25 protein-coding genes and 3 pseudogenes are annotated in these 25,502 nt (G+C 67.7%); 19 read left to right on the top strand and 9 right to left on the bottom strand.

Annotated elements, in window-relative coordinates; genetic code table 11:
• Positions 1 to 4 precede the first annotated feature (4 nt).
• The 4 genes from ACQPWU_RS45935 to ACQPWU_RS45920 all read left to right on the top strand — a co-directional run bounded on the left by ACQPWU_RS45935 (position 5) and on the right by ACQPWU_RS45920 (position 4,139).
• Positions 5 to 1,168 (top strand): sensor histidine kinase, encoded by a 1,164-nt coding sequence (locus ACQPWU_RS45935; protein WP_433432176.1) that lies wholly within the window; start codon positions 5 to 7, stop codon positions 1,166 to 1,168.
• Positions 1,165 to 1,833 carry a response regulator gene (locus ACQPWU_RS45930; RefSeq protein ID WP_433432175.1) on the top strand — a complete coding sequence of 223 codons (669 nt, stop codon included), beginning with the start codon at positions 1,165 to 1,167 and terminating at the stop codon, positions 1,831 to 1,833. Before ACQPWU_RS45935 ends, ACQPWU_RS45930 begins: the two co-directional genes overlap by 4 nt.
• Positions 1,834 to 1,928: 95 nt before the next feature.
• On the top strand, positions 1,929 to 3,362 hold the full coding sequence (locus ACQPWU_RS45925) for an alpha/beta hydrolase fold domain-containing protein (RefSeq protein ID WP_433432173.1): 1,434 nt from the start codon (positions 1,929 to 1,931) through the stop codon (positions 3,360 to 3,362).
• Between the two features lie 54 nt (positions 3,363 to 3,416).
• On the top strand, positions 3,417 to 4,139 hold the full coding sequence (locus tag ACQPWU_RS45920) for a DUF4386 family protein (RefSeq protein ID WP_433432171.1): 723 nt from the start codon (positions 3,417 to 3,419) through the stop codon (positions 4,137 to 4,139).
• A 646-nt stretch (positions 4,140 to 4,785) separates the two neighbouring features.
• Here ACQPWU_RS45920 and ACQPWU_RS45915 read toward each other — a convergent pair.
• Positions 4,786 to 6,013 (bottom strand): annotated as a pseudogene (locus ACQPWU_RS45915) (IS1634 family transposase); the annotation flags it as partial.
• A gap of 299 nt (positions 6,014 to 6,312) precedes the next feature.
• Here ACQPWU_RS45915 and ACQPWU_RS45910 point away from each other — a divergent pair.
• The 4 genes from ACQPWU_RS45910 to ACQPWU_RS45895 all read left to right on the top strand — a co-directional run bounded on the left by ACQPWU_RS45910 (position 6,313) and on the right by ACQPWU_RS45895 (position 8,311).
• Positions 6,313 to 6,486 (top strand): hypothetical protein, encoded by a 174-nt coding sequence (locus tag ACQPWU_RS45910; RefSeq protein WP_433432169.1) that lies wholly within the window; start codon positions 6,313 to 6,315, stop codon positions 6,484 to 6,486.
• Between the two features lie 30 nt (positions 6,487 to 6,516).
• Entirely contained in the window at positions 6,517 to 7,026 is a 510-nt protein-coding gene (locus ACQPWU_RS45905) for a hypothetical protein (RefSeq protein ID WP_433432167.1), read from the top strand.
• Positions 6,912 to 7,466: a hypothetical protein gene (locus ACQPWU_RS45900; protein WP_433432165.1), complete on the top strand. Its 555-nt coding sequence runs from the start codon at positions 6,912 to 6,914 to the stop codon at positions 7,464 to 7,466. The genes ACQPWU_RS45905 and ACQPWU_RS45900 overlap by 115 nt, the downstream gene beginning before the upstream one ends.
• A gap of 212 nt (positions 7,467 to 7,678) precedes the next feature.
• Complete coding sequence (locus ACQPWU_RS45895; RefSeq protein ID WP_433432163.1) at positions 7,679 to 8,311, top strand: DUF4142 domain-containing protein; 633 nt, start codon at positions 7,679 to 7,681, stop codon at positions 8,309 to 8,311.
• 116 nt (positions 8,312 to 8,427) lie between these two features.
• Here the strand turns inward: ACQPWU_RS45895 and ACQPWU_RS45890 are convergent, their stop codons facing one another.
• Positions 8,428 to 8,928 carry a MarR family winged helix-turn-helix transcriptional regulator gene (locus tag ACQPWU_RS45890; RefSeq protein WP_433432161.1) on the bottom strand — a complete coding sequence of 167 codons (501 nt, stop codon included), beginning with the start codon at positions 8,926 to 8,928 and terminating at the stop codon, positions 8,428 to 8,430.
• Between the two features lie 220 nt (positions 8,929 to 9,148).
• On the opposite strand from ACQPWU_RS45890, the gene ACQPWU_RS45885 reads away from it, so the two are divergent.
• The 4 genes from ACQPWU_RS45885 (at position 9,149) to ACQPWU_RS45870 (ending at position 13,443) form a co-directional block, all read left to right on the top strand.
• Complete coding sequence (locus ACQPWU_RS45885; RefSeq protein WP_433432159.1) at positions 9,149 to 9,589, top strand: STAS domain-containing protein; 441 nt, start codon at positions 9,149 to 9,151, stop codon at positions 9,587 to 9,589.
• A gap of 78 nt (positions 9,590 to 9,667) precedes the next feature.
• On the top strand, positions 9,668 to 10,066 hold the full coding sequence (locus ACQPWU_RS45880) for an STAS domain-containing protein (protein WP_433432157.1): 399 nt from the start codon (positions 9,668 to 9,670) through the stop codon (positions 10,064 to 10,066).
• 183 nt (positions 10,067 to 10,249) lie between these two features.
• Positions 10,250 to 11,290, top strand: coding sequence for a PP2C family protein-serine/threonine phosphatase (locus ACQPWU_RS45875; protein WP_433432156.1), 1,041 nt, complete (start codon positions 10,250 to 10,252; stop codon positions 11,288 to 11,290).
• 1,361 nt (positions 11,291 to 12,651) lie between these two features.
• Complete coding sequence (locus ACQPWU_RS45870) at positions 12,652 to 13,443, top strand: potassium channel family protein (RefSeq protein WP_433432154.1); 792 nt, start codon at positions 12,652 to 12,654, stop codon at positions 13,441 to 13,443.
• Between the two features lie 305 nt (positions 13,444 to 13,748).
• Here the strand turns inward: ACQPWU_RS45870 and ACQPWU_RS45865 are convergent, their stop codons facing one another.
• From ACQPWU_RS45865 to ACQPWU_RS45855, 3 genes are all read right to left on the bottom strand, one after another.
• Complete coding sequence (locus ACQPWU_RS45865) at positions 13,749 to 14,582, bottom strand: class I SAM-dependent methyltransferase (protein WP_433432152.1); 834 nt, start codon at positions 14,580 to 14,582, stop codon at positions 13,749 to 13,751.
• The gene (locus ACQPWU_RS45860; protein WP_433432150.1) at positions 14,582 to 15,187 is read right to left on the bottom strand and encodes a hypothetical protein; all 606 of its coding nucleotides are present in this window, start codon (positions 15,185 to 15,187) and stop codon (positions 14,582 to 14,584) included. Before ACQPWU_RS45860 ends, ACQPWU_RS45865 begins: the two co-directional genes overlap by 1 nt.
• Positions 15,188 to 15,376: 189 nt before the next feature.
• Entirely contained in the window at positions 15,377 to 16,540 is a 1,164-nt protein-coding gene (locus ACQPWU_RS45855; protein ID WP_433432148.1) for an FAD-dependent monooxygenase, read from the bottom strand.
• A 536-nt stretch (positions 16,541 to 17,076) separates the two neighbouring features.
• Here ACQPWU_RS45855 and ACQPWU_RS45850 point away from each other — a divergent pair.
• Together ACQPWU_RS45850 and ACQPWU_RS45845 are read left to right on the top strand one after the other, a co-directional pair.
• On the top strand, positions 17,077 to 17,454 hold the full coding sequence (locus ACQPWU_RS45850; protein ID WP_433432146.1) for a DUF3040 domain-containing protein: 378 nt from the start codon (positions 17,077 to 17,079) through the stop codon (positions 17,452 to 17,454).
• 210 nt (positions 17,455 to 17,664) lie between these two features.
• Positions 17,665 to 18,326 (top strand): annotated as a pseudogene (locus ACQPWU_RS45845) (SDR family NAD(P)-dependent oxidoreductase).
• A 526-nt stretch (positions 18,327 to 18,852) separates the two neighbouring features.
• Here the strand turns inward: ACQPWU_RS45845 and ACQPWU_RS45840 are convergent.
• Positions 18,853 to 19,029: a hypothetical protein gene (locus tag ACQPWU_RS45840; protein WP_433445590.1), complete on the bottom strand. Its 177-nt coding sequence runs from the start codon at positions 19,027 to 19,029 to the stop codon at positions 18,853 to 18,855.
• On the opposite strand from ACQPWU_RS45840, the gene ACQPWU_RS45835 reads away from it, so the two are divergent.
• Both ACQPWU_RS45835 and ACQPWU_RS45830 read left to right on the top strand, forming a co-directional pair.
• Positions 18,955 to 19,131 (top strand): hypothetical protein, encoded by a 177-nt coding sequence (locus tag ACQPWU_RS45835; protein ID WP_433432144.1) that lies wholly within the window; start codon positions 18,955 to 18,957, stop codon positions 19,129 to 19,131. The two genes, ACQPWU_RS45840 and ACQPWU_RS45835, sit on opposite strands and share 75 nt — an antisense overlap.
• Before the next feature lie 49 nt (positions 19,132 to 19,180).
• The gene (locus ACQPWU_RS45830; RefSeq protein ID WP_433432142.1) at positions 19,181 to 19,918 is read left to right on the top strand and encodes a DsbA family protein; all 738 of its coding nucleotides are present in this window, start codon (positions 19,181 to 19,183) and stop codon (positions 19,916 to 19,918) included.
• A gap of 74 nt (positions 19,919 to 19,992) precedes the next feature.
• Here the strand turns inward: ACQPWU_RS45830 and ACQPWU_RS45825 are convergent, their stop codons facing one another.
• Together ACQPWU_RS45825 and ACQPWU_RS45820 are read right to left on the bottom strand one after the other, a co-directional pair.
• Complete coding sequence (locus tag ACQPWU_RS45825; protein ID WP_433432139.1) at positions 19,993 to 21,216, bottom strand: Dyp-type peroxidase; 1,224 nt, start codon at positions 21,214 to 21,216, stop codon at positions 19,993 to 19,995.
• Entirely contained in the window at positions 21,213 to 21,398 is a 186-nt protein-coding gene (locus ACQPWU_RS45820; RefSeq protein ID WP_433432138.1) for a copper chaperone PCu(A)C, read from the bottom strand. Before ACQPWU_RS45820 ends, ACQPWU_RS45825 begins: the two co-directional genes overlap by 4 nt.
• A 14-nt stretch (positions 21,399 to 21,412) precedes the next feature.
• On the opposite strand from ACQPWU_RS45820, the gene ACQPWU_RS45815 reads away from it, so the two are divergent.
• Positions 21,413 to 22,747, top strand: coding sequence for a transposase (locus tag ACQPWU_RS45815; protein ID WP_433432136.1), 1,335 nt, complete (start codon positions 21,413 to 21,415; stop codon positions 22,745 to 22,747).
• An 80-nt stretch (positions 22,748 to 22,827) separates the two neighbouring features.
• On the opposite strand, the gene ACQPWU_RS45810 is transcribed toward ACQPWU_RS45815, so the two are convergent.
• Positions 22,828 to 24,261: an MFS transporter gene (locus ACQPWU_RS45810; RefSeq protein WP_433432133.1), complete on the bottom strand. Its 1,434-nt coding sequence runs from the start codon at positions 24,259 to 24,261 to the stop codon at positions 22,828 to 22,830.
• Between the two features lie 89 nt (positions 24,262 to 24,350).
• Between ACQPWU_RS45810 and ACQPWU_RS45805 the strand changes: the two genes are divergently transcribed.
• Together ACQPWU_RS45805 and ACQPWU_RS45800 are read left to right on the top strand one after the other, a co-directional pair.
• On the top strand, positions 24,351 to 24,920 hold the full coding sequence (locus ACQPWU_RS45805) for a TetR/AcrR family transcriptional regulator (RefSeq protein WP_433432132.1): 570 nt from the start codon (positions 24,351 to 24,353) through the stop codon (positions 24,918 to 24,920).
• A 226-nt stretch (positions 24,921 to 25,146) separates the two neighbouring features.
• Positions 25,147 to 25,389, top strand: a pseudogene (locus ACQPWU_RS45800) (site-specific integrase); the annotation flags it as partial.
• Positions 25,390 to 25,502 lie beyond the last annotated feature (113 nt).

Raw genomic sequence — 25,502 nt, 5'->3', positions numbered from 1 at the left:
GCGCATGATTCAGCTGCGGCCCGCCATGCGGCGCTGGATGATCGACGCAGCCGTGGCGGTAGCGGTGCTGACGGCGGCGGAGATCGCCATCGTCACCGGCAGAGAGGCGCACTCCGTTCCCCGTGACTGGATGGCGTACGTGCTCGGAGTCGCGATGGCCGCGCCGTTGCTCCTGCGGCGGCGGAGTCCCGCAGCCGCGCTGTACGTCGTCTCGGCGGTCCTGTTGCTGTTCTACGCGCTGGGTTATCCGGGCTTCCCGCCGTCAGTGGTGCTCGCTGTGCCGCTGTACGACGCGGTGCTGGCGGGGTACCTGTGGCGGGCGCTACCGGTGCCGGTCGCGTTTCTGTCCATGGGCTACTTTGTGGCGGTGCGGGATGGTATGCCGCCGCTCGACGCGGTCGCGGTGTTCCTGCCGTCGATGGCGCTGGTGGCGGTCGCGATGCTGCTGGGTGCGCTCGTGCGCAGCCGGCGGGCGTACGCCGCGGAGGTACGCCAACGGCTCCGTCTGGCCGAGGAACAGCGGCAGCACGAGGCCGAGCGGCGGGTGGCCGAGGAGCGGCTGCGCCTCGCCAGGGAGTTGCATGACACGGTGGCGCACGCGATAGCCACCATCACGGTGCAGTCCGGCGCCGCACTGCACCTGATCGACCAGGACCCGGCGCGGGTACGGGAGGCGCTCAAGGCCATCCGGCAGACCGGCAAGGCGGCGCTGGGAGAGATGCGCACGACGCTGGGCGTGTTGCGGGCCGACGGTGAGCCTGCCATGGTGACCGATCGCGACGTCGGCCTCGACCGATTGCCGGATCTCCTGGCCGCGGTGCGGGCGGCGGGTCTGGAGGTCGGGTTCGACGGCGACATGTCGGGTCGGCGGCTGGCTGGACCGGTCGATCGCGCGGCGTACCGAATCTTGCAGGAATCGCTGACCAACGTGCTGCGCCACGCCGGGTCAGCGGCGCGCGCCCGGGTCCGTTTGGCGTGGGAGCAGCAGTGGATCGCGGTCGAGGTGACCGACGACGGTGTGGGCGCCGAATCGGAAGCCTCGAGTGGCGGGCATGGTCTGGCGGGGATGCGGGAGCGCGCCGAAGGGCTGGGCGGCCGGTTCGAGGCGGGACCGCTGGGCGGGGGAGGTTTCCGGGTGTGGGCGCGGCTGCCGCTGGAGGCAGCGTGATCCGGGTGCTGCTGGCCGACGACCAGGCCCTGGTACGGGCCGGCTTTCGATCGCTGCTGGACAGCGCGGCCGACATCGAGGTGGTCGGCGAGGCCGCCAATGGCGGGCAGGCGATCGCGCTGGTACGCGAGCTGCGGCCCGATGTCGTGCTGATGGACATCCGGATGCCAGAGGTGGACGGGGTGACGGCGACCCGCAGGATCACCGACGACCCGGGGCTCTGTGGGGTACGCGTGGTCGTGCTCACCACGTTCGCGGAGGAGGAGAACGTCTTCGCCGCGCTTCGCTCCGGCGCCAGCGGATTCCTGGTGAAGGACATCGAGCCTGATGAACTGCTGCACGCGGTGCGGATCGTGGCGCGCGGCGACGCGCTGCTGTCGCCCAGCGTCACGCGGACGGTGATCGCCCGGTCTCTCGGCGCCCGCCCGGAGGCCAGGCGGCCACGCCTGGAGCCACCGGAACTGGCCCTGCTGACCGGCCGGGAACGCGAGGTGGTCAGGCTGGTGGCGGCCGGGCTCTCCAACGATGAGATCGCGGCGCAGCTGGTGGTCAGCCCGTTGACCGCCAAGACTCACGTGTCACGATCCATGATCAAGGTGGGGGCCAGGGACCGGGCCCAACTCGTGGTGTTCGCTTACCAGACGGGGCTGGCCACGCCCGCTTGATACTCCCGCAGGAGTACGCTGACGCAGTAGCCGGGCCGACAGGTGTCTGCGTACGGCGGACGCGCCGCCCGCCCGCGATGGCGAACATTGCGGGCATGTCTGATACCGCACTCCGCACCGAGGCGTCCCCAGTCCCGACAAGGACCGCGGAGGCCACCACGGCGAAGAGAACACCGCTTCTCACCACCGCGTTGTTGGCGGCGGTGGGCGGCGCCGCGATCTATCTGGCTCCGCTCGCCGCAGTATGGCGTATGGCCTGGCCGTACGGGCTGCTGTTCCTCGCACTCGGCGCGACGCAACTGGGCACCGCTGCCGGTGCGCTGGCGCGGCCGGTGCCGCGGCGGTTGCTGCTCGCCGCGACGACCGCGCTGGTCGTGGTCGCCCTGTGGGTGCTGACCCGGCTCGCCGGAGTCCTTCCCGGACCAGATCCGTGGATGCCGGGGAACTCCGTGATCGGGTTCACCGACTACGTCTGCGCCGCGCTGGAGAGCGTCGCGGTGGCCGGGCTCGCCGGGGTGGTGGTGCTCGGGCCGCGCCCGCGGCGGCGTCTGTGGAGAGCGACGGCCACCGCGGCGGTCGCGCCGCTGACGCTGGTCGTCCTGCTGGGCAGCTTCGTGGGAGCGGCCGCGGCCAGCGACGGACTGGCGGGGGCCGGTTTTCCCGCTGGCGCTGTGGAGCCGTCGAACCTGCCCGCCGGACAGCGGAGCACAGTGGAATACTGCCGTCCCGACGGCGTGCCCTTGGCCATGGATCTCTACATGCCTCCCGCCGCCGCGCGGACCGGTCGGCCGATGCCCGTGGCGGTGTACGTCCACGGCGGGGGCACCATCCTCGGCGACCGCAGGACCACCGGGCTCGGCGCGACACTGGCCAACCATGAGGGCGCCCTGTTCACCCCGATGCGACGCCAACTGAACGCCCGCGGATTCATGGTGGCCTCGATCGACTACCGGATGCCTCCCGGCGCGCCCTGGCCGGCGTCGATCCGGGACGCCAAATGTGCCGTGCGGTTCCTGCGTGCCCATGCCGCCGGCCTGGGCATCGACGCCGGCCGGATCGGGGCCTGGGGCGGTAGCGGCGGTGGGCAGCTCGCGTCCCTGCTCGGCCTCGCGAGGCAGGGAGCAGGATTCGACGGCGGCCAATACCTCGACCAGTCCAGCGCCGTCCAGGCCGTGGTGGACATGTTCGGCCCCGCCGACCTCAACGACTTCGACGACGCCCCACCGTTCATCCGCTTGTGCCTGGCGATCGGTGTCGGGGACTCTGTCGAGACCCGCCGCGCCATGAGTCCCAACACCTACGTCACCGCGAACGCCCCGCCGTTCCTTGTGCTCCACGGCGACCGTGATGAGAACGTCTTTCCCCGCCACTCCTTCGGCCTCGCCGAGCGCCTGCGCGCCGCCAGCGTGCCCACCACCCTGATCGAGGTCCACGGCACCGGGCACAGCCTGGACACACCCGGTCAACGACCATCCCCGCAGCAGCTCACCGACACGGTGACCGCCTTCTTCGTCAACACACTGGGCTGAGCAGCCCGGTTGACGACTACATCGATCACACACGCAACCCCCGGAGACACAGTCATGACGCTGCCCCAAGCGATCGATCAGCAATCACATACTCCCCGTAACCTGAAAATGGGCGGCGTATGCGCCGTCCTTGGTGCCGTCGCCTTCACCACGGCCCGGCTCTTGCACGGCGACACTCCGGCGGCCGACGCCCATGCCGCACTGGATTTCGTCGCGTCACGACCCACCTACGCCGCGGTGCACCTGGTCGCCGTCTTCGCCGCGGTGGTCGCGCTGGCGGGGCTGATCGCGCTGGTCACATCGTTCGTCTACCCCACGGCCCGGATGCTGGGCCGAATGGGGCTGGCGAGCTCCGCCGTCGGGCTCGCCGTGTTCAGCGTCGAAAGCACCAGCGAGGGCCTGGCCCTGCCCGAGCTGGCCGACGCGGCCGCCAAGGCCGCTCCCGGCGAGCGGGCCGAACTGGTGCGCGCCGCGCACGCGGTGGCGATGGCAACCCACGGCCCCTCCCTGGTCGCGATGGCGCTGATGTACGGCGTGCCGCTGCTGCTGTTCGGGGTCGCGATGGTCCTGGACAGCTACCCTTCCTGGCTCGGCTGGGCTGGGACGGTCGTCGGCACCGCGACACTGCTCGCCGCATCGGGCCTGTTCCTGTCGCCGCCTCTGTTCCCTGGCGCGCTCTTGTACGGTGTCCTCGGCTCCATGATCGTGCAGTGCTGGCTGCTGACCACGGGCGTGGCGATGCTACGCCGAGCGGTAGGCCTCTCCCGGAGAGCCTGAGGTCGATCACGGCGATCTGGATCAGGGCTTCGGACGCTGAGACGGGCCAGAACAGAGCTAATTAGCTAGTCAGGGTGTCATCCTCGGCCTCGCCCACGCCGCCCCCGGTGACTATTTCGCCGCCACCGCCCGCGCCCTCATCACACCGGACGTCCTTGGACCGCCCTAACATCCCCGCCCGGGCACAGGAAGCGGTCCGACGTAGCCGAATCGCCAATCATGCTGACGGTTTGCACTCTGTCCTCGTCCCCCGACAACACTCGCAGCCGCCTCTTGACAACCTGCCTGCATCGGCGTCTGACCCGCCGCCACCGCTCAACCCCATCCCCACATCCGGCGATCAAGACCGATCACCCTGACACATCGGGACGGGCGGCGGGAGGTAGATCAAAAACCCCAGCCACCTAGGAAATACCATCTCGACCAGCCCCAGGATGCCCCTGCCCCCGCCCCTTTGTGGCTTCCCGATCTCGACGTGTCATAGCGGGGAATCGGGACCCGCTGGTGGTCAGGAGCGCTTCCAAGGCTGGCCGATGCCGCGATACTCCTCCACCGGGATGGGTTTGACGCCCTCGCGCATCCGGCTGGTGTACAGCCGACCCGCGAGATGGTCGATCTCATGCGCGACGAGGCGGGCCAGCCCGTACAGGCCGGGCTTGGTGGAGATGACGCCGCGGAGCTCGGCGCGTTTGGTGGCGCTCAGCGCGTCGCTGCCGGCGATCACCTCCTCCAGCTGAGCGATCAGACGCTCCCGGATGGCGGCGTCGCGTTCGGCGCCATCGGGGTTGAAACAGATGACGAACCGGTCGGCCTCACCGATCCGCACCTCTTTGACCTTCAGATTCTCGGCCACGCGGCCCTGCCGGGACAGTGCGGCCTTGGCCTCGGCCGAGCCCGAGCGCAGCCGTTCGCCGATGATGTAGTGGTGGTCGCCTTGGCGCAGGTAGCGGCGGTTGTCGGCGGAGGCGAAGCCGCGATCCCCGACCCACACGATCTTGGACAGGGTCCAGTCCCGCATGTCGTCCTTGACCTGGCGAATCAGGGCGGTGTCGGTGGTGTTGCCGGGCCAGGACCAGACGCGGACCGGGATGCCGTCGCGGGTGACGGCCATGCCGATGACGATCTGCGGCAGGTCGTCGCGATGATCCTTGGACTTGCCGCGGGCGCGGAAGCCCTTCATCACCGGTTCGTCGCCGTCCCCGTTTTCGGGGTCAGGCAGCCTGATGCCGCGCTGGTCGCGGGCGATCGGCTCGTCGCCTTCGTCGATCTCGAAGTAGGTGGAGGTGGTGTCGAAGAACAGCAGGTCGACTTCGAGGTTGAGCAGGGTGGCGACCTGGTCGAATACCTTGCGTTCAACAGAGTCTTGGACCTGGTGCAGCCAGTCCATCGCCCGGTAGCAGGCATCGTCGGAGCAGACTGTGATGCCGTCGATGTGGGCGTTGCGGCCGACCCAGTGCGAGGCGGCCAGCTTGGAGGAGGCGTCCAGGGCGCGGTTGGCGACCAGGGCGAACAGCACGCATTCGGTGAACGGGCTGCGCCGGGTGGAGGCCAGGATGCGCGTCATGATGGTGTCGATCTTCAGCTGGCGCCAGAGCTGGTCGAGGAGGTAGACGCCGCCGTAGGCGGCCGAGCCGATGAAGGTCAGTTCCGCGCCCGAGGTGAGGGCGGCGGGCGCGGCCCGGGTCCAGCAGCCGGCATAGCGAGCCGACCAGGCGTTCGACGGCGGCGCGGTCGATCTGATCTTCGCGGCCGAAGTTGTGCAGGACCTTCATCTTGGCGGCTTTGGCGATGGGATCCCATTCGTTGTGGGCGAGTTGGAGGTATCGCACCGTGGTGCCGTCTTTGTTCTTCCGGGTCGCGGTCCTGACGAACATGTCACCAGACCGTAGCAGTGTATGTACAGATCGTGACGGGGTTATCGCTGAAGTCGTGTCACTAGGGCTTTCCGTCGTTTCCACCAAGTCGTAAGCCATCGACCTGCGGTTTCAGGCCCGAACGTGCCCTGGATCATGGATTAGCTGCGGAACGCGGGTTACGCAGTCAGCGACAATGACACCGCCCGCGCCATCCTGGAGGAGTACCACCTGCTGCCTGGCACGGCGCCGAGCTGCGCACCGGGGCCCGCGTCGAGGCCGTCCGCCCCGGCGGCGACCCCGGCAGGAGCGGTTTCCTCGTGCGCCTGGCCGTCATCGCGGCCAGCGGCTCCTTCGGCCGCTCGTACCGGCCCGCCCTGCCCGGCCTGGACACCTTCGCCGGCCTGGTGCTGCACGTCGCCGACTACCGCTCGCCGGCCTCGCTGCCGGGGGAGCACGTGGTCGTGGTGGGGGCGGGCAACTCGGCGGTCTAGGTCGCCTATGAGCTGGCCGCCGGGCGCCGGGTGACGCTGGCCAGCCGGGCGCCGATCCGCTTCGTCGAGCAGCGCCCGCTGGGCCGGGATCTGCATTTCTGGTTCCGCGCGACCGGGTTCGACCGGCTGCCGCCGGCCCGTGTGGAGGCTCCGCCCGCCTCGCTCGTGTTCGATGACGGCCGCTACCGCCGGGCGCTGCGCGAGGGCCGCTATCGGCGCCGGGAGATGTTCGCGCGCCTGGACGGCGATCACGCGGTCTGGCCCGACGGCCAGCGGGACCGCGTTGATGCGGTGCTGCTGGCCACCGGCTACCGGCCGAACCTGCCTTACCTCACCGACCTGGGCGCACTGAACGCCAGCGGGCACCCGCGCCAACGCCGCGGTCTGTCGCTCACCCATCCCGGCCTGGGCTACCTGGGCCTGGAGTGGCAACGCACCCCCTCTTCCAACACCCTGCGCGGGGTCGGCACCGACGCCCACCGCGTCGTTGCCGCGCTCGCCCGCCACCTGCGCGGAACCCGCCCGCATGCCCGCGCGTGAGCGGTGGGCATTGTGCTGGTCGTGGCCCTGGTCGAGCTGTGCTGCTGCTTCGCTTCGCCCGCGCAGTACCCGGCGACGCCGGCGGTGGCCACCGAGACCGCAGACTACCTGGAGACGGCCGTACTGCCCGGCCTGGCGGCAGAGGCGATGCGGACGCTCCTCGGCCTGGCCGGGACGCTGCTGGGCGCGCAACTACTCGTGGCCAACGCCTCCGAGCTGGCTGTCCAGGCAGGCGTGTCACCGGATGTGGGGGGGTTCACCCTGGTGGCACTGGCACCTCGTTACCCAAGCTGGTCACCTCGATCCAGGCCCAGCGACGCGGCAACAGCGACCTGCTGGTCGACAACCTGCTCGGCAGCAATCTTGTCAACAGTCTCGCCGGCGACGCCGTCATCGCCTTCACCATGATGTCGATCAGCAGGTCAAGGACCTTGGGGTAGTGGGGAGGTCGCCGAGGCGGTCGGCTGCTTGGGCCGGTGGCCATTGGCGACGTTGCTCAATGCAAATCTTGCATACTGCCATGAACATTGGTGCTCCTATCCCGCGTATCTCTCAGTGACCGCCTCTCAGCAGGGCCGCATGAAAAGGACTCGGAAGGGGATGACGGCGTATGCGACCTCGCAAGAACCGTCGCGTTCTCATCACTTGCGGCATGGCCGCCCTCTGCACACTGACCGCCTGCGCCGGCTACACACCAACGCCGGGCTCCGGCACCACCGATCTGGGCACCGAACCGGCCACCATCGAGACGCAGCCGACCGACTCCCCCACCGCCCAACCGGAGAAGGAGCAGGAGACAGGCACGCGCCAGACCAGATGGGGACCGCTGTCGCAGACCGACCAGGAGCTCATCAAGAAGGTCCGGCTCGCCAGTCTGTGGGAGATGCCCATGGCCCAGGATGCCGTGCAGCGAGCCAGCAGCGGCCGCGTCCGCCAGATCAGCAAGGAGATCGCCGACCAGCACCACACGCTTGACCGGCAGGTCCGCGACGTGGCCGCCAAGCTGAAGGTCAAACTGCCGGTGAAGCCCACCCCTCAGCAACAGGACTGGATGACCGACATCTCCAGCAAATCTGGATCAGCCTACGACGCCACCTATGTCAAATGGCTGCGTCTGGCACACGGACAGGTCTTCGCCTTGATCGGCACGGTGCGAGGCAGCACGCAGAACACCCTGGTCCGGCGCTTCTCGGAACAGGCCAACGCCGCCGTGCTCAACCACCAACGCCTCCTGGAAAGCACCGGCCTGACCACTCCCGAGAGTTTCCCTACACCGTCCACCTGACGGCCGTGGGAAGGACCGCGCCAGGCGGTGTCTTGCCGACGACGCTTTCCGGCTGGCGGCCGTGTCACCGTCCTGAGCATGCCGCGCTCAAGAACGCCTGCGGCAGTGTCGGTAACTCACACATCCGGCCAGCCCAGTGGATGCGGCGCGTTCACGGGTGATTCACCGCCCGCCTCGTTGAAGGCGTTCATCGCCGAGATCAGCGCCCGGCGCTGCTCCGTGGACATCCGCGTCACGATCGCGCTGATCTCCTGCCGGCGGCGCGCGGTCACCTGATCCACGATGCGGTGTCCCTCATCCGTCAGCCGCATTAGACTTTCGCGACGGTTGTGCGGATTGACCTCCCGCACGATCAACCCGGCGGCCAACAGCCGATCGGCCATCCGCATCGCCGTGGAGGAATTGACGCCCAGCAACTCCGCCATCGTGACCAGCTTGGTCTCACCATGGCCGGCCAGCACCACCAACATCCGGAACTGCGGCAGCGTCACCTTGTCCTCCACAGCTCCCAGCGAACGGGCAGCGACGGCCACCAGCAGCCGCGAACCGGTCAGGACCGCCGTGACGACGGCCGAAAGATCTTCCCCATGCACGCGGTGCTCATCGTCCTCACTCATACGCACTGTTGTACATGCGCAGGCGCGTCGCGGGCCGATTCTTCTGCCCGAGATCACAGAGTCACCACCTTGCAAAAGATTGCAGTATGCAATGGATCCGCTAGTCTCAGAGTGGGAGCGCCGGGAAGACTGGTCGGCACGTCGAGTCGCCTGCCCGAAAGGTTGCCATGCCAACCCCCTGCCCAATCAGCTTCCATACGGAATCTCGGCAGGGACGACAATGACCGCGCCCGAGCGCCTGCGGATCAGCGAATTCCGGATAGATTTCCGCGTCGCGGTGATCGCCGTCAGCGGAGAACTCGACATGGACACGTGCCCGCTCCTGCAGACCCGGCTCGCTCAAGCTCTGACATCGCATCGGCCGCCACGGCTCGCGATCGACCTCAGCGGACTGATGTCCGCGGATTCCTACGGCCTGACCGTGTTGATCGCGACAGCTCGGCACGCACGAACGTCCGGCGGCCGGGCGCTCGTCTGCGCGGTCGGAGATCTCATGCTGGCGACCTTCCGACAGCGAGGACTCGACCAGATCCTCGACCTCCGGACCGCACTCGCCGAAGCCGTCAGTGAACTGCGCGCGCTCGACGAACCACGGCCACTTGGTCCTCTAGCCGGCTGTCATCCATGCGACGTTCCGGCGAGCACCGCCCCTGTGGCCTGACTGGCTTCCACGTTTTGTTGCACTATGCAATGATGAACAGGCCTTGCCGGCCGATGTGTCGTCAGGGATTGGAGGTCGATGAACGTCATGGAGAGCTTGGGCCAAGCCGGGTTCTCATGGACCGTCACGCGACGAGACGGTGTAGCCATCTTGACCCCGGCCGGCGAACTGGACCTCTCCTCGGCGGCCGAGTTCCGCCGCGGTTTTTCGCATGCGATGTCGCAGGTCAAGCCGGTGCTCATCGTCGCCGACCTGCAGTGCGTCGACTTCTGCGACTCCTCGGGGCTCAACGCGTTGATCCAGGCCGCCGGCACCGTCGAAGCGGAGGGAGGTCGTCTCCTGTTCAGCGGGATCCAGCCAAGGGTGGCGCGGCTGCTGCGCATGACCGGCCTGGACAAACGCTTCCGCACCTGCGCCACGGCGGACGACGCCGCGGCGCTCCTGTCCTGGCCCGTTGATCCAGGAGCAACGGCATGAGGCCGCCCCTGCCCCAGCCGCCCGGCTGCGCCGTGCAGGGCGGGGCTGAAGGCGTCACACGTGATGAGACTTCGCGCTTGAGCAAGCACAGGCATTGAGCGATCCTTGGGTATCAGCAGTCATGCGAGGTCAGCGAGCCGAGAGGACCGTGCGGCACGTACGGACGGCGATACGGGGAGCCGCATGAGATCTCAGCAAGCGCTTGGATGGCTGCCCTTCGCCGCCATGCTCAGCGTGGCCCTGGTCGACCTGCTTGCCGGGCCCGAGCTGGGGTTCCTGCCTCTTCTCACGTTGGGTCCGACCTTTGCGTCGGTGTCGGGCAGCGTTCGCCGGACCGCCTCGGTGGGCGCGATCGCCCTGGCCATCTGCCTGCCGCTGGCCTACTACAACGGCCTGCTGCTCAAGTGGCAGAACAACCTCACCATTGTCACCATCATCGGGGTCACCGCGGCCAGCATGCTGGCCGGCCATCTGCGCCTGGCGCGCGAGCGTGAGCTGGCCAACGTACGGCAGGTCGCCGAGGCCGCCCAGCGTGTGCTCCTGCGGCCTGTTCCGCGCCGGGCCGGCGATCTCCGGGTGGCGCTGTCCTACACCTCCGCAGCGGCCGAGGCCCAGATCGGCGGCGACCTGTACGAGATCGTCATCACTCCGCACGGCGTACGACTGCTCATCGGAGATGTCCAGGGCAAAGGACTGGCGGCGGTTGAGACGGCGGCCTGGGTGCTGGGTGCCTTCCGCGAGGCCGCCTATGACCAGGCCGACCTGAGCGAGATCGGCGGCCGGCTTGAGGCCAGCCTCGCCAGGCATCTGAGCGCGGAGCAGTTCGTCACCGCGATCGTCGCCGAGGTCCACGACGAGGAGATGTCCTTGGTGAACTTCGGCCACCCCGCACCGATGCTGATCGCCGCGAACGGGCAAGCCCTGACCTTGGAGCCGCCCGAGGAGGGGCTGCCGCTCGGTCTTGGCGCACTCGATACCCTGCCGCCCAAGCCGTACCGGGTGCCGTTCGGCGAGGGAGACCGCATTCTCTTCTATACCGACGGGGTCATCGAGGCCAGAACCGCCGACGGCCGGTTCTACCCGCTTGCCGAGCGCATCGACCTGCTGCGACAGGAAGATCCGCAAACCGGGCTCGACATGCTGAGAGGCGACCTGGTCGAGCACGTCGGCGGCCCGCTCGGCGACGACGCCGCGATGCTTCTCCTGCACCGACGCGGCAGTTAACAGACACGCCGGATGCCGCGCTCCGCCGCACTGATCGAACTGACATACGCGCTCGTAGGGTCTCACCGGCCCTGCTGACCGAGAACACCGCCTTTGACGGCATCGGCTCAATTGCCATCGGCCCATCCCAACCGCTGACATCGTCAATCACGGGAGCCGTCACTGGTCGAGGTGCTTCATCGCCGAGGAGCGGAAATCCACCCCAATTCGCCCTGGTGTCCACTTTCGGGCCCCCGCTGGCGGTTCGGCAGCCAGCTTCAGAGCCATGTCCATATAGCGCTCTCACAGCCCCAGCACGGCAGGTCAGCGACCTGCCAACTGAGACCGGCCCACGCCCTGTCGGCGCCCCTTCCGCAGCGTGCTCTCGTCACAGCTCGTCGCGGCCTCGTCTTCACGCGCCACGCGAAGAAGGCATCGCCACATAGGCGACCAAAGCCATGGCGATAAGCCGTCAGCAGCCACCGCACGTTCACGGCCGTGCACAGCACGCCGTCCTCGGCTTCGACACCGACGCCCGCCTGCTGCAGCGCGGCCGGAGCGGCGGCCCGTGTTCATGACCTGCCGTGCTGAAGCCGCAGGCCGAGACCAGGCTCGCACGCCTGGGAGCGCCTCGTGGACGGTCGCAGGACTCTCAGAAGCTATTGATGTCAGGGCCATCGGGATGGTTTGAGGGAGGAGCTGGCCGCGTCTGAGACGGTTGTTGTAACGCCCATGGCCTGCCTGCAAACGGTGGTTGCTGCTCTGGACGGATGGGGTTCCTGTCGGCGAAATCCTTGCCGAAGTGGATGAGGACCATGCCGAGCTCTCCCGTCCCTGCGCATCAGCCACGAAACCGACCTCGCTCGGGCATGTAGCCAATGGCGACCCCCTCCGGGGTACGTGCGGGTGCGCGAGTACTGCCGGCCGTGCACCAGGAAGAAACGGATGGCCGTCAGGTGCTGAACGCGTATTGCGGCCCCCTGCACAGACACCCTGGACACATCGTTGCACTATGCAATAGATTATCGGGGCAGCTCGGCAGCGGCGAGCTGTCATGTAGGGACAGGTGAAGCGAGCGCCCCCGGAATGACGGCAGAGGACAGGCCGGTCAAATGTCGTGCGCCGGGAGCGCTCGCTACACATGCCCTCACGAGGTCCTCGCGTCCACCGTTACTCCCATCTGAGCGCGAGACAGCCGCCCCGCAGGAGAGCACCCCGTTGGCCATCCTGGCTGGACCGTGCCCGCTACGGCGCGGCCGCAGGTGGGTGGATTCTCGGCCTCTGTCCGCCGATAACAAACACGCCGATCGCCTCGGCCAGCGGTGACGCGGGCAGCGATGAGAGCCGCCCACCTCCGCCATCGTCTGACGGACGGAACGAAGATGGAACAAGCCAGCGAGACAACCACGCCATCGTTCCGGCTGAAAAGCTGGGAGCGCAGGACCGATCCCCTACTGTTCGGCGTGGGCCTGCTCTTCCTGACGACTTGGGCACTGCCGATCGTGTTTCCCCAGTTGATGGACACCGCCGTTCACCGGCTCGGACACGTCCAACAGGCGGCCTGGGCGCTCTTCGCCGCCGATTACCTGATCAGAGTGTGGCTGGCCGACCGGCGTTGGCACTTCATCGCCACCCACATCCCATCGTTACTGGTCGTTCTGCTGCCGCTGCTACGGCACCTGGCGGTGCTGCGTTCACTTTTGCTACTGACCGCGCTGATGCGCCGGGTCACGCTGCCGTTTCGCATGCGCGTGACCGTATACGTCAGCGGCTGGGCCTGCTTCCTGGCCCTGGTCGGCGGCATCGCGGTGCTGGACGCCGAACGCCGTTCCGCCGATCCCACGATCGTCACGCTGGCCGATGCCCTGTGGTGGGCGCTGACGACCATGACCACGGTTGGCTACGGCGATCTGTACCCGACCACGCTGGAAGGACGGCTCATCGCCGCCACGCTGATGCTGTCCGGCATCGCGCTGCTCGGTGTCGTCACCGCCTCGATCGCCGCATGGTTCGTCGAACGCTTCCAGCAGACGTCAACGGCGGAGGCCCGAAATCAGGCCGATCTGCGGCTCGTCCTGACCGAACTGGAAAAGCTCCGCACCCGTCTCGACGAGATCTCCCAGCATCAGCCGGGCCCTCCGAAGCCTGGCGACGACCGCAATGGACCCGCTTGATCGTGGCGGAGCAGCACTCCACTGCCTATTACGATCATGCCTTCACTGGACTCCTTCGCGTGGCGGGCGGGCGACAGCGGGAAGTCACGGCTGTGCGCATCAGCCGCCCAGAGGCAATGGAGATTCACGACGAGCAGCGGCGAAATCCTGGCCGCCAGCACGTTGTACTGCTGCGAGATCAGGCATGCGACGCGGCTCGGCCGGGGAAGGCCCGGTCGGGCTCGACACCGAACCCGACCGGGGCTTTCGCTGCCCCGGACGATCCCGACAGCCCGTGCGCAACCGGGGGTTTGCGGGATTGGGCCTCAAACAGCGGTGGCGGTGACGATCCACGCCGCAGCGGGCAGTCGTACGGCCCCGTCGCGCTCGTGGGGGCGCAACGCCGCTTCCAGTGCGGTGCGGGCTTGTCCTAGGGCTTCGTCCCCGGCACCGTAGACGAAGCCCGCCATCTGGACGTCGAGCAGGAAGCGCGCGGCGTCGGCGGCGTCCAGGCCCAGCACGGTGAGGTACTCCACCGGTGAGGTCGCGATGGTGGCGAAGCCCGCGCGGTCGAGCACGCCGCAGATGTGGTCCCGATCCGTGAAGTCCGTGACTCCCTGCATCCGACTGCCGGGATCCAGGGCCGGCAGATGCCGGGCCAGTGCGGCGAGGATGTCGGCCGTGTGGCTGTCGCCGCCCCGATGGCACAGAAACCCCAGTCGGCCCTGCGGGCGGAGCGTCCGTCTGATGTTGGCGAACGCGGCGACCGGATCGTCGAAGAACATCACCCCCGCCCGGCTGAGCGCCACGTCGAAGCGACCGGACGGCAACGGGTGGACCTGCGCGTCTCCCCGCTCGAAGGTGATGTTGCCGATGGCCTCCTCGGTGGCGATGCGCCGGGCCAACTCCAGCATCGGAGCCGATAGGTCGATCCCGACGGCGTGCCCGCGGGCCGCCAGGCGCGCGGACATCCGGGTGGTCTCACCTGTGCCGCAGCCGATGTCGAGCACCTGGTCGCTCTCGCCGATGGCGGCGGCCGCGAACAGGTGCTCGTTGGCGGGGGCGGCCATGCGGTCGAGTCGTCGGTGATGATCGGTCCAGCGCCTGCCCTCCTCTCCGTTCCACAGTTCGTCCTGCCCGGCGTTGGCGACCAGCGTCATCAGGACGCCTCCGCGATGCTCAGCCTTTTGGCGAAGCGCCCGCGACAGTGAGTGCAGCAGAAGCCGTAGGTCTGCCCGTCGTGTTCAAGGATGACCGCCTTGTCCAGTGGCACGGTCGCGCCGCAGATTGGATCGACGATCATGCCGTCCGGTACGGGCGCCGCCGGTCCGGTCTTGGCCTCCTCGATCAGAGGGACGAAGTCCGCGGAACGATGCGCCCGCCCGCGCAGGCCGTAGCTCCCCTCGGGAAGACTGATCACGTTCACTACGACGCGCGGCTCGGCATTCCCCTCCGCCAGTTCGGCGGTGATCCGGGAAATGAGGTGCTCGCTCATCTCCTTGCCCCACATTCCGGCGATCACGTTCACCACGTACCAGGGGTCCTGGGACTCGTCGAGCAGGTTCCCGCCTGCGCTCCAGATCTCCTCCTCACGAACCACCACGTGGGAGAGCGAGTCGAAGAGGTCCATCACGCCGGGGTCCGTGGCGGGCGTCTTGCCGTTCCCTGGAGACAGCAGGCGCCGCGCCGTCAGCCGCCCGGCGAACCGACGGCGCTCCTGCTCGTCGAATGCTCCCTTGGGCACCAGCAGTTCGACAAACAACATCGTCGCTTCGTCCTTTCCGAAGGGGGGTGATGTCTGGATATGGTGCAGCGGCGAGCCACCCTCTGTCGTCAACCTGGGACAGGCTTTCCCGGCTACTGTGCTGGTCGCAGCAGGCGGGCACGCTACGCCGTGGGAAGTAGTCCGTCATGGTCCGGCCGACGCCTACGAGCGCCGCGGGTTTCTCCCGTCTCAGCTGCGAGGGAGCTGATCGACTCGGCTTTCGATAAGGTTGTGACCTCCAGGAGTCAAGGAGTTCAGGAAAAGGCGATCGGCTCCGGGAAGAGCAGTCAGGCGGAACATCAAGTCGCGAATGGCGATGCGAAGCTGGCTGGATGGTGCCATCCACTCAATGAAGCGGCGACCGAGCGCCTGCACTTCGGCGATGGTGGGGCGCATGCGTCGCTCGTAGCTGCTCAACGCGGTCGCGAGGTCGGTGCCGGCCAGTTCGTCGGCGAGAATCCAGGCGGCGGCCATGGCCATGGAGGCGCCGTGCCCGGCGAACAGCGATACCGCCTGGCACGCATCGCCCAGCAGCACCACCCGGCCTCGACTCCAGGACTCCATCTGTACCTGGGTGACCTGGTCGTAGTACAAGTCCGCCGGGATCCGGGAAAGGAGGGTGGGCAAGATCCATCCCAAGTCGCCGTAGTGGCGGCGGAGCGTCTCCCGGGGGTCGGAGGGAAGGGTGGGATCGGCTTCGCGGCGCAGGAACAGCAGCGCCAGCCGGTCCTGCCTCAGGGCGTACGCACCGGCCATCAGGCCGGGCACGGTCAGCATCTGGTAGCGCTGGCCAACTTGGGCGCTCAGCTCAGGATCGGTGAGGATGCAGGCGGCGACGTGATGATCGAGATAGCGAACATAGCGTTCCTCAGAACCGAACGCCAGCTCGCGGACCCGGGAATGAGCGCCGTCCGCCCCGACCAGCAAATCCACCGTCGTTTGAACACCGCCGGTGAGGGTGACCGTGACCCCCTCGCCGTTCTGGTGAACGGCCTCCACGGTGGAGGCATAGCGAATGGGTGCCCTGACCTCCTCGGCGAGGATCCGGGCCAGATCACCACGTAGCAGGCTGACCACTTGGCGGAAGCTCGGCGGCAGGACGAAACCGCTGGTCCGGCGGCCACCACGATTGACGTAGTCGAGCTCCGTGAAGGGGTACCGCACCTCCTGCAGGCGGCGAGCCAGTCCCATGTGTTCGGCGACCTCATAACCCGCTCCGTAAAAGTCGATCATGTAGCCGCCGTTGCGGAATGCCGGCGCGCGTTCGACTATCTCGACGTGCCAGCCCATGCGCTCCAGATGCCAGGCGAGCGTCAGCCCCGCGATGCCGGCGCCGCAGATGAGGGCCCTCATGTCTCACTCCCTTCGCACTGTCGCCCGCAGCGGTTCCACTGAGGAGAAGGGTCTCCGCGATGGCCGAGGGGGCTACTCCTTGCCTCTCGTGCGATCGCCTTGGACGTTTGCCCAAAGAGTAGACCCGATCATTGCCTTGTGCAACGATTCCTGTCAGGTTGAACATTCACCCAGACAGACACCCGGGAGGCATACCGGCGGCCTCATGTCAGCGGCCGAGATGGACACGCATGGGCGCTGGCGACACGAGTGCACTGCGGGATCAACGCTTCGACCGCCCCCACCCAACTCGCCGTAGCAAGTATCTGCGCCTCATGCGCCGGGCTAAAATCTTGCATTATGCAATGAACGTTAAGGATCAACCGTCAGAGGCAGAACGTCAGAAAAGGACGCATGCACCATGGCAGACGCCTGTTCCAGCACTCTGCCGACTCGCCGCCGTTCGCCTGTCGCGAGCAACCGGTCGGAGCGCGAGGCACGCCTCCAAATCGAATCACGCGCGCAGCCCTCCCCGCACTTCGGAACGAAATGACGCCATGGCATTGTCGGAAGAGGAACAGCGGATAATCTCGGAGATCGAAGATCGGCTTTCGATCGAGGACCCACGCCTCGACGCGCTCTTGTCCCGGTCCTTAGGTGGCGACAGCGACCTGGCCTCGCGCACCATTTCGACGCCGACGTTGGTCATGTGGACACTGGCCGCCGTGACGAGCATCGTCCTGACGCTTGCTGTGGTGCTGCTGCTGTCGTATCCAGACTGGTCGGGCGATGTGCGCCCATCTCCCTCCGCGATACCTTTCACCAGTCTGGACGCCGCCGTCGACCGTCAGGACGACAACGAAGTGGATGCGCTCCACTTGCCTCTATCCAAGCGGGCCGGCCTGCTTGCTGAGCTGTTCGGTGCTCTCATCTGACACCTCCGCCAGTCCCTTCCGCGCCGCACCGTGATCAGAAAACCCTGTCATGAAGACCTTGTCGACGTGTTCGTTGCTCGCTCCATCGCCCTGTTCGTTGCTGCCGTGATTGAGATAGGCGATGCCCGGCTGGCATGGCAGTGGTCATGTATCCCCCTTGTCGCCACTGATCGATCGCGCTGCACGACGCGCTGACGAAAGGCCGACTCCATGTTCTCCCCGTCGTCCACCGCCCGAACCGTCCTGGTCACCGGTGCCTCCTCAGGTATCGGCCAGGCAACGGCCCGCCTGTTCGCCGAGCGCGGCGCGCGGGTCTTCGGCACCTCACGGCGCGAACGCCCGGATGAGCGCGGGGTGGAGATGCTCCAACTGGACGTCCGTTCGGCCGAATCGGTCCGCCAATGCGTCGACCAGGTCCTTGCCCGCGCTTCGACGTACTGGTCAACAATGCTGGCGTGATGCATGAAGGCTTTGCCGAGGAGACCGGTCAAGCAGAAGCCGAAGCGGTCTTCGGCATGAACTTTTTCGGGGCCGTGCGCGTCATTCACACGGTGCTGCCCGGGATGCGCGACCGGCGGCAGGGCCGCGTCATCAACGTCGGCTCGCTGGCTGCCTGGGTCGGAGAGCCAGGTGAGGGATTTTATGCCGCGTCCAAGGCCGCGCTGGCCCGCTACACCGAAGCTCTGCGCCATGAGGTGTGGCACCTGGGCATCCACGTCACTCTGGTCGAACCTGGGGCGTTCAGTACCGCCGTACTGGACGCGTCCTCCTCGTCTCAGGCGAGGATCACGACGGGCCCCGCGAAAACGCCCACCGCACGCTGCACAACGCCCTGCAAGACGGGGAGGACCCTCGCAACGCCGCCGAACTGATCAGGAAGATCGCCGATGTCCCCGCACCTCTGGGTCGCTACGGCGCCGGCCACCAGAGCAGGTGGGTCCCGCGCCTGAAAACCCTGATGCCGCAACGCCTCTTCGATACCCTCCTGCGGCGCGCCTACCACCTGCCACGCTGACCACCCGCGTCGGCGGCACGTGGAGACGAGGCTGCTTTCGCGCGGTGCGCATGTGGCGGGAGATCGTGGGCACCATTATGGGAACGTCGAGCGCCGTGCACGTCGACTCCACGACAGTGTTCCGTGCGCGCATGATGTGAGGCCTGATCGGGTCGGCAGGGACGGCGAGTCGGGCCCGGTGTGATCGCGGCGGCCCCGCATCAGCGAGGTCGTCCGCCCGGACGCCGACGGCGTCCTGCTCAGCCCGCAAGGGCAGACTGCGCCTATACGGCAAACGGCAAGTACCGCGAGGTCGACATCTACCCCAAGCTCCGCCAGGAACCGCAGCTCTGGCTCGACGAACGCCAACCGGCCCCACGCAGACGACAACCGAGCCCTGTTCCTCAACGCCAAGGGGGGCTGGCTGACCGCCCGCGCCCGCCGGTGGCATCATTGCCGCCATCGCTCAGACGGCCGGTCTGGACGATGCCGCCAATGCGCACGTCTTGCGCCGTACGCTCGCCACCACCCTGGTCCGCGGCAAAACCGACCTGGTTCTGTTCGCCGAGATTCTCGGGCACGCCCCCTGGAGACCACCCGCCGGTACGGCTTGCCGTCCGATGAGGCCCACGCCAAGACCATTGCATGCTGCAACGGTTCAACGCTATGCTGCTCAGGCCTAAACATGCTCCGTGCAATAGTTCGCAAACAAACTTTTGAATGGAGACCCGGGTGAGTGGATCGGCCTCGCGGTCGGCCCGAGAGCGGTTACGCGAGGAGCGGGCTCGGCAGGCGAAGAGCGACAAGAGACGGCGCATCCTGATCACAAGTGTGGTGGTCGTTCTCGCGTTGACGGCGGTGGTCATCGGCGTTCTCGTGCAGGTCAACCGCGCCGCGCCAAGCGCCTTCACCGGTGGGCTGGCCCCGGTCTCCGTCTCGCCCGACGGATCCGTCACCATGGCTCAACCAGGCGTGGACAAGCCGGTGCTCGAAGTCTACGAAGACTTCCAGTGCCCGATGTGCAAGGAATTCGAGCGCGTCAACGGTGGCGCTGTGAAGGATCTCGCCGCTCGGGGAAAGGTAAAGATCGTCTACCACCCGATCGCCTTCGTCAACCCCACAGGTTCGCTCCGCGCGGCGGCAGCGGCCCAGTGCGTGCCCGGCGGGAAGTGGATGGCTTTCCACGACGCCATCTTCACCGGTCAGCCCGACGAGAGAACGGCCCTGACCGTCCAAGATCTCAAAGACTTCGCCGATCAGGCGAAGATCGACGATTCCTCCGTGATCTCCTGCATGGAAAATCAGAAGTACGCCGGCTTGATCACTCAGAACACCGCAGCCGCCTTCAAAACGCCAGACGTCCAGGGCACTCCGACACTGATCCTCGACGGTCGCAAGCTGGACGACAACGACACCTTCACCTCCGACGGCCTTCGCTCAGCCCTGCAGAGCGCCACGACGCAGAGCTGACGAGGCAGCGGCGATCAACATTTGACCAGCGGAGACGCTCCTTGCACGGCACGACGCCGTGCTTCGGTGGACCTTCACAGGGCGTCCAGCAAGCCCTGCCCGAGATAACCGTGGCCGTCGGTTCCGGGCGGAACGGCGAAGAGGGCGTTCGACTCGTGCACGATGAATCGGCTGAGCTCATCCGCCATCGCCAGGCGTTGCTGGATCCGGGTGAATCCGTCCCGGGGATCTTTCTGGAAGGCGAGGAAGAGCAGGCCGGCATCCGGCGTGCCGTCGGCCCGGTAGCCGTCGAAGTAGGAGAACCCCTTTCTGAGGATCGTCGCTCCGGCGTTGGAGACGGGAGCCGCCTGCCGTATGTGTGCGCCGGGACCGATGGCGAGCCCGCCGTCGGGGTTCTGCTTGTCGAGATCGAAAGCGGTGAACTCGGCGCCGCCGGACAGCGGGGCTCCGGTGTCCTTGCGCCGCCCGATGATCTGCTCCTGCCGCCCGCGTGACAGGGTGTCCCACGGGTCAAGCAACATCCGGATCCGCCGGAACACCAGATAGCTGCCGCCGCGCATCCAGACGGGATCGGCGCCGGCGAACACGTGCGCCTCGAACCCCGGATCGCCCGGCTTGGGGTTGCCGCTGCCGTCGAGCTGGCCCATGAGGTTGCGAGGAGTGGCTTCCCGCGCCACGCTCACCCCGCTGACGGCGTTGAACCCGCTCATCTGCCACCGCACGCCCGCAGTCCCGCGTGCCGTACGGGTCAGCGCCCGCAGCGCGTGGGCGACGACGATCGCGTCGTCGGCGGCCAGGAGAACGCCGATGTCGCCATCGCTGCGTCGCTCGTCCAGCCGATCCCGAGGGAACGGAGGGATCGCGGAGAGCTCGGCGGGAACAGGAGCGTTCAGCTTGCGGAGCAACGAGGCACCGAAACCCACAGTGATCGTCAAGGACGAGGGCGCATGACCCAGCGCCATGCCGTCGTCGCCCGCTACAGGCTCGCCTGACGTCAGCAGCCGGGCATCACGGGTCCAGGCGCGCATCAGCGCGGCCACCTGGCGGGCCGTGATGCCCGGTCGCGTGTCGAAAGCGGCGAACCAGCCGTTGGCGGCAGGCGGGGCCAGGATGCCGGCTTGGTGCGCGCCGTCGAAAGGAACGTGCCGCCCGCCCAGCTGGCGGGCACGCTCCCCGCCCACCATTGACGTCGCGGCGTCGCCGCCCACCGCACCCGCGGCGGCGGCGACGCCGGCCGCGGACGTCATCGCCAGCAGGCCGCGCCGGGTGAACCGGCGCGGCTGCTTGCCCGCGCTCATCGGGCCTGCCCCGGAGGGTGGTAGCCGACCGGCATCACGGGAGCGTGCACGTCGATCTCGCCCACTCCCGCGAAACTGAGCACGAGATCGACGCTGCCGCCTTCTCTGAGAGGCCGCGCCGGGGACTCGATCATGATGTGGTAGCCGCCGGGGCTGAAGGTGAACGTGCCGTGCGCGGGCACCGGGCGGCCGGCCGGTGCTCAAACGCCGTAAGGGCGCCGAGCGGAGCAAGGAGGCGCTCAAGCTAGAGGAGGCCGTGCACGAGCGGCTCCCGCAACGGGACCTGCTCGACATCCTCACCCGCACTGCCTACCAGACCGGTTGGACGCGGCACCTCGGCCCGGCCTCGGGCTCCGACCCGAAGATCAAGGAAGCGCTGGGCCGGTACGTGCTGATGGTGTTCACCTACGGGACGCTGCTCGGCCCGGCCCAGGTCGCCGCGCACATGCGCGGCAAGGTCAGCGCCGCGGAGATCGCCATGACCGCGAACAAGCACTCCACCAGCGACAAGATCTCCAAAGCCTCCACCGACGTCATCAACGAGTTCAACAAGCTCGACATCGCCTCGGTCTGGGGCGACGGCAAGACCGTGGCCGCCGACGGTTCCCAGATCGAGACGTGGGAGAACAACCTGCTTGCGGAGAGTCACATTCGGTATGGAGGATATGGAGGTCTGGCCTACAGACACATCTCCAACACCTACGTGGCGCTTTTCTCCCATTTCATCCCATGTGGCGTGTGGGAGGCGGTCTACATCATCGAAGGGCTGTTGAAGAACGCCTCGGAGATCCAGCCCGACACCATCCATGCAGACACTCAAGGCCAGTCGCTGCCGGTCTTCGGTCTCGCCGCGCTCATGGGGTTCGACCTGCTGCCCCGTATCCGCAACTGGCACGACCTGATCTTCTACCGGCCCACCCCGGGCACCCGGTACCAGCACATCGATTCGCTGTTCGGCGACGAGGCGATCGATTGGACTCTCATAGAGACCCACTGGACGGACCTGCTCCGTACCGCGATCTCGATCCGGGAGAACCGGCTGTCCTCAGTGACTCTGCTGCGCCGCCTGGGCAACCACTCTCGCAAGAACCGGCTCTACCGAGCCTTTCGCGAGCTCGGCCGCGCGGTCAGGACGATCACGCTCTTGCGGTATCTGTCGGATCCAGACCTTCGCGAGCAGATCACCCAGGTCACCAACCGCAACGAGTCCTTCCACAACTTCGCCGACTGGCTGATGTTCGGCGGCAAGCTCATCGGCCACAACGACCCCGACTACCAAGAGAAGATCATCAAGTTCAACGAGCTGCTGGCCAACTGCGTCATTTACTCGACCGCCCAGGACATCACAGACGCGGCCAACGCCATCGCTGCCGACGGCCACCCCGTCGACCTCGATGACCTGGCCACCATCTCGCCCTACATCACCCACGTCATCCGCCGGTTCGGCAACTGGATCCTCAACCTGACCCCACCGGCCGCCAACCCCACCACCCGACTCGACCTCGAGTCCCAAGTCCTCTTCGCCCCATAACCGGCGGCTCGCTCGCCGCTGCGGGTGTTCTTCGGCACCCGAAGGGCTGCGGGTGACCCAGCAGGCCTACGCCGAGCGGCTCAAGACGTGGGCCGACTGGGAGGAGCTGTCAGCGGCGGCTCACTGACTGCTTGGCCTCCTGACTGTCCGGCCAGGACGCCCCTCGGCGTCCGGACCGCGGTCAGCCACAGGCCGGTGAATACGGCGCAGGCCAGCGTCACGGCACCCGCCGCGAGGAAGGCGCTGTTGAGGCCGGATTCGAAGGAGGCTCCGCCGGACTCCCGCGTGTGGACGATCGCCCCGAGCACCGCCACGCCGAGCACCGCGCCGATCTGCCGGGTGGTGCTGCTGACGCCCGAGGCGAGGCCGCCCTCCTGCGGGCTGACCGCCTGGATGGCGGCCCCGGTCAGCGGCGACATGGTGAGAGCGAACCCGATGCCGACGACCGCCAGCCGCCACCACACGTTCCCGTAGCCGGTATCGGCGTGGACGAAGCCCAGCGCCAGCAGCCCCAGCCCGGCCAGCGCCAGGCCGATGCCGACGACGACACGGAAGCCGTACCTGGCCGCGAACCGACCCGCGTACGGGCTGACGATCACCATGGCCAGCGAGACGGGCAGGGTCCGCAGCCCGGCGACCAGGATCGAAGTGCCCTGGACGTAGACGAAGAACTGGGAGAAGAAGAACGACGACCCCATCAGCGCGAACCCGACCACGACCATCGCCGTGTTGGACACCGTGAACAGCCGCTGACGGAACAGCCGCAGCGGCAGCATCGGCGTCGGCACACGACCCTCGATCACGACGAACGCGGCCAGGAGCGCCAGTCCGGCGGCGAAGCTGCCCAGGATCACCGGCGAGGTCCAGCCTTGGGAACCACCCTCGATCAGGCCGTAGGTCACAGCGCCCACGCCCGCGGCGGACAGGACCGTGCCGGGGACGTCGATCGGCGGTGCGCTCGGGTTGCGGGATTCCCCGAGCACGCGCAGCCCGGCCAGCAGCAGTGCCGCCCCGATGGGCACGTTGACCAGGAAGATGGCGGGCCAGCCGAAGGACTCCACCAGGATCCCGCCCGCCAGCGGTCCGGCGGCCAGGCCGATGCCGCTGAACCCGGCCCACAACCCGATCGCTCTGACGCGCTCCCTCGGGGCGGGATACGCGGCGGCGAGCAGCGCCAGCGAGGCGGGGCTCAGCGCCGCGGCCCCGACGCCCTGCAGCACCCGCCCGGCGATCAGCCAGCCGATCGAGGGCGCGAGCGAACACACCACCGACGCGGCCGTGAACACCACCACCCCGGCCAGGAACACCCGCCTGCGGCCGAACCGGTCGGCGAAGACGCCGCCCGACAGCAGCAGCATGGCCACCAGCAGCACGTAGGCGTCGACGATCCACTGCAGGCCGGTCAGCCCGGTGTGGAGCCGCTGCTGCATGTCGGGCAGGGCGGCGCCGACGATCGTGTTGTCGAGCAGCACCATGAACTGACCTGCGCAGGTCAGGGTGAGCAACGCTTTCACGTACATCTCTCCTAAAAGCAGTTTGTGACTGCGTTAACGTAGCCTCTCAGAGGCTCTAACGCAAGTCTCGACTGCGTTAAGGTGGGGGTATGGATGAGCAGGGGCGGGCCAGGCGGCCCGGCGGGCGCAGCGCCCGGGTCCGCGCGGCAGTGCACCAGGCCGTTACCGAACTGGTCAGGGAGCGCGGCTACGGAAACTTCACCGTCGGCGACATCGCCGCCCGCGCGGGCGTGGCCGACACCAGCCTCTACCGCCGATGGGGCAACCTCCAAGCCCTGCTCAGCGATGTGCTGCTGACCCGGCTCAACGCGCAGTCGCCGATGCCTGACACCGGCAGCCTGGCCGGCGACCTGCGGACCCACGCCGCCAACGTGGCCCGCGAGGTCACCGGACCCGACGGCCTGGCGCTGGTGCGGCTGACCCTCGCACTGTCAGGCGAGGGTCAGCAGGGCCTTCAGGCGCGCGACGAACTCCTGGCCGACCGCACCAGGCAGTTGCAGGCCATGCTCGACCGCGCCCGCGGCCGCGGCGAGGACCCGCCTGACGTACTGGAGGTGCTGGACCATCTCCTGGCGCCGATCTACATGCGCGTCCTGTTCGGCGCTGGCCCGCTCACCCCTGACTACCTCAACGGGTTGGTCGACCGGTTGCTCGCCTGATCCAGTCCGTCGCGCTGTGGAACAGCCGCTACCTGTCGACCGCCGTCGACGAGCTACGCCCCCATCACTGCTTGTGGCTGGAGGTCAGTTTCGGGAATAGGATGCCGAATTGGTTGCGGGATAACGTCCGTTATCTGGCAAGACAGCGATCAACAACGTAGCGCGAGCTGGGCGACCACCGTCCGGCGCGCACGCTTCGTATCCCGGTTATCTGGCAACTCGGCGGATGGTGGAGGCGTACCGCATGGATCCGGTCATCGCCGAGCGGCTCGGCCGCACTCATCCGCTCGCCCGTCATCTCGACGACTTCCTCACCGACCTGGCCAACGCCGGCGCCTCCGCCCACACCCGGCGCGCCTACCGCGGCGACTTGATCGCTTTTGCCGCCCACCACGGCGAGGAGATCGGCGAGCTGACCGCGACGCCGATCCGCGCCTATCTGGCCGAGCTCGCCGAGCTGTCGCCGGCCAGCCGCAAGCGCAAGCGCGCCGCGATCGCCTCCTTCACCAAGTGGGCGGTTCGCCACGACCTCCTGGGTGCCAACCCGATGGATCGGATCGACACCGTCAAGGTCCCGAAGGC

Source organism: Nonomuraea sp. CA-141351, assembly GCF_050944675.1.
GTDB lineage: Bacteria > Actinomycetota > Actinomycetes > Streptosporangiales > Streptosporangiaceae > Nonomuraea.
This window is presented reverse-complemented; position numbering and strand designations above follow the sequence as displayed.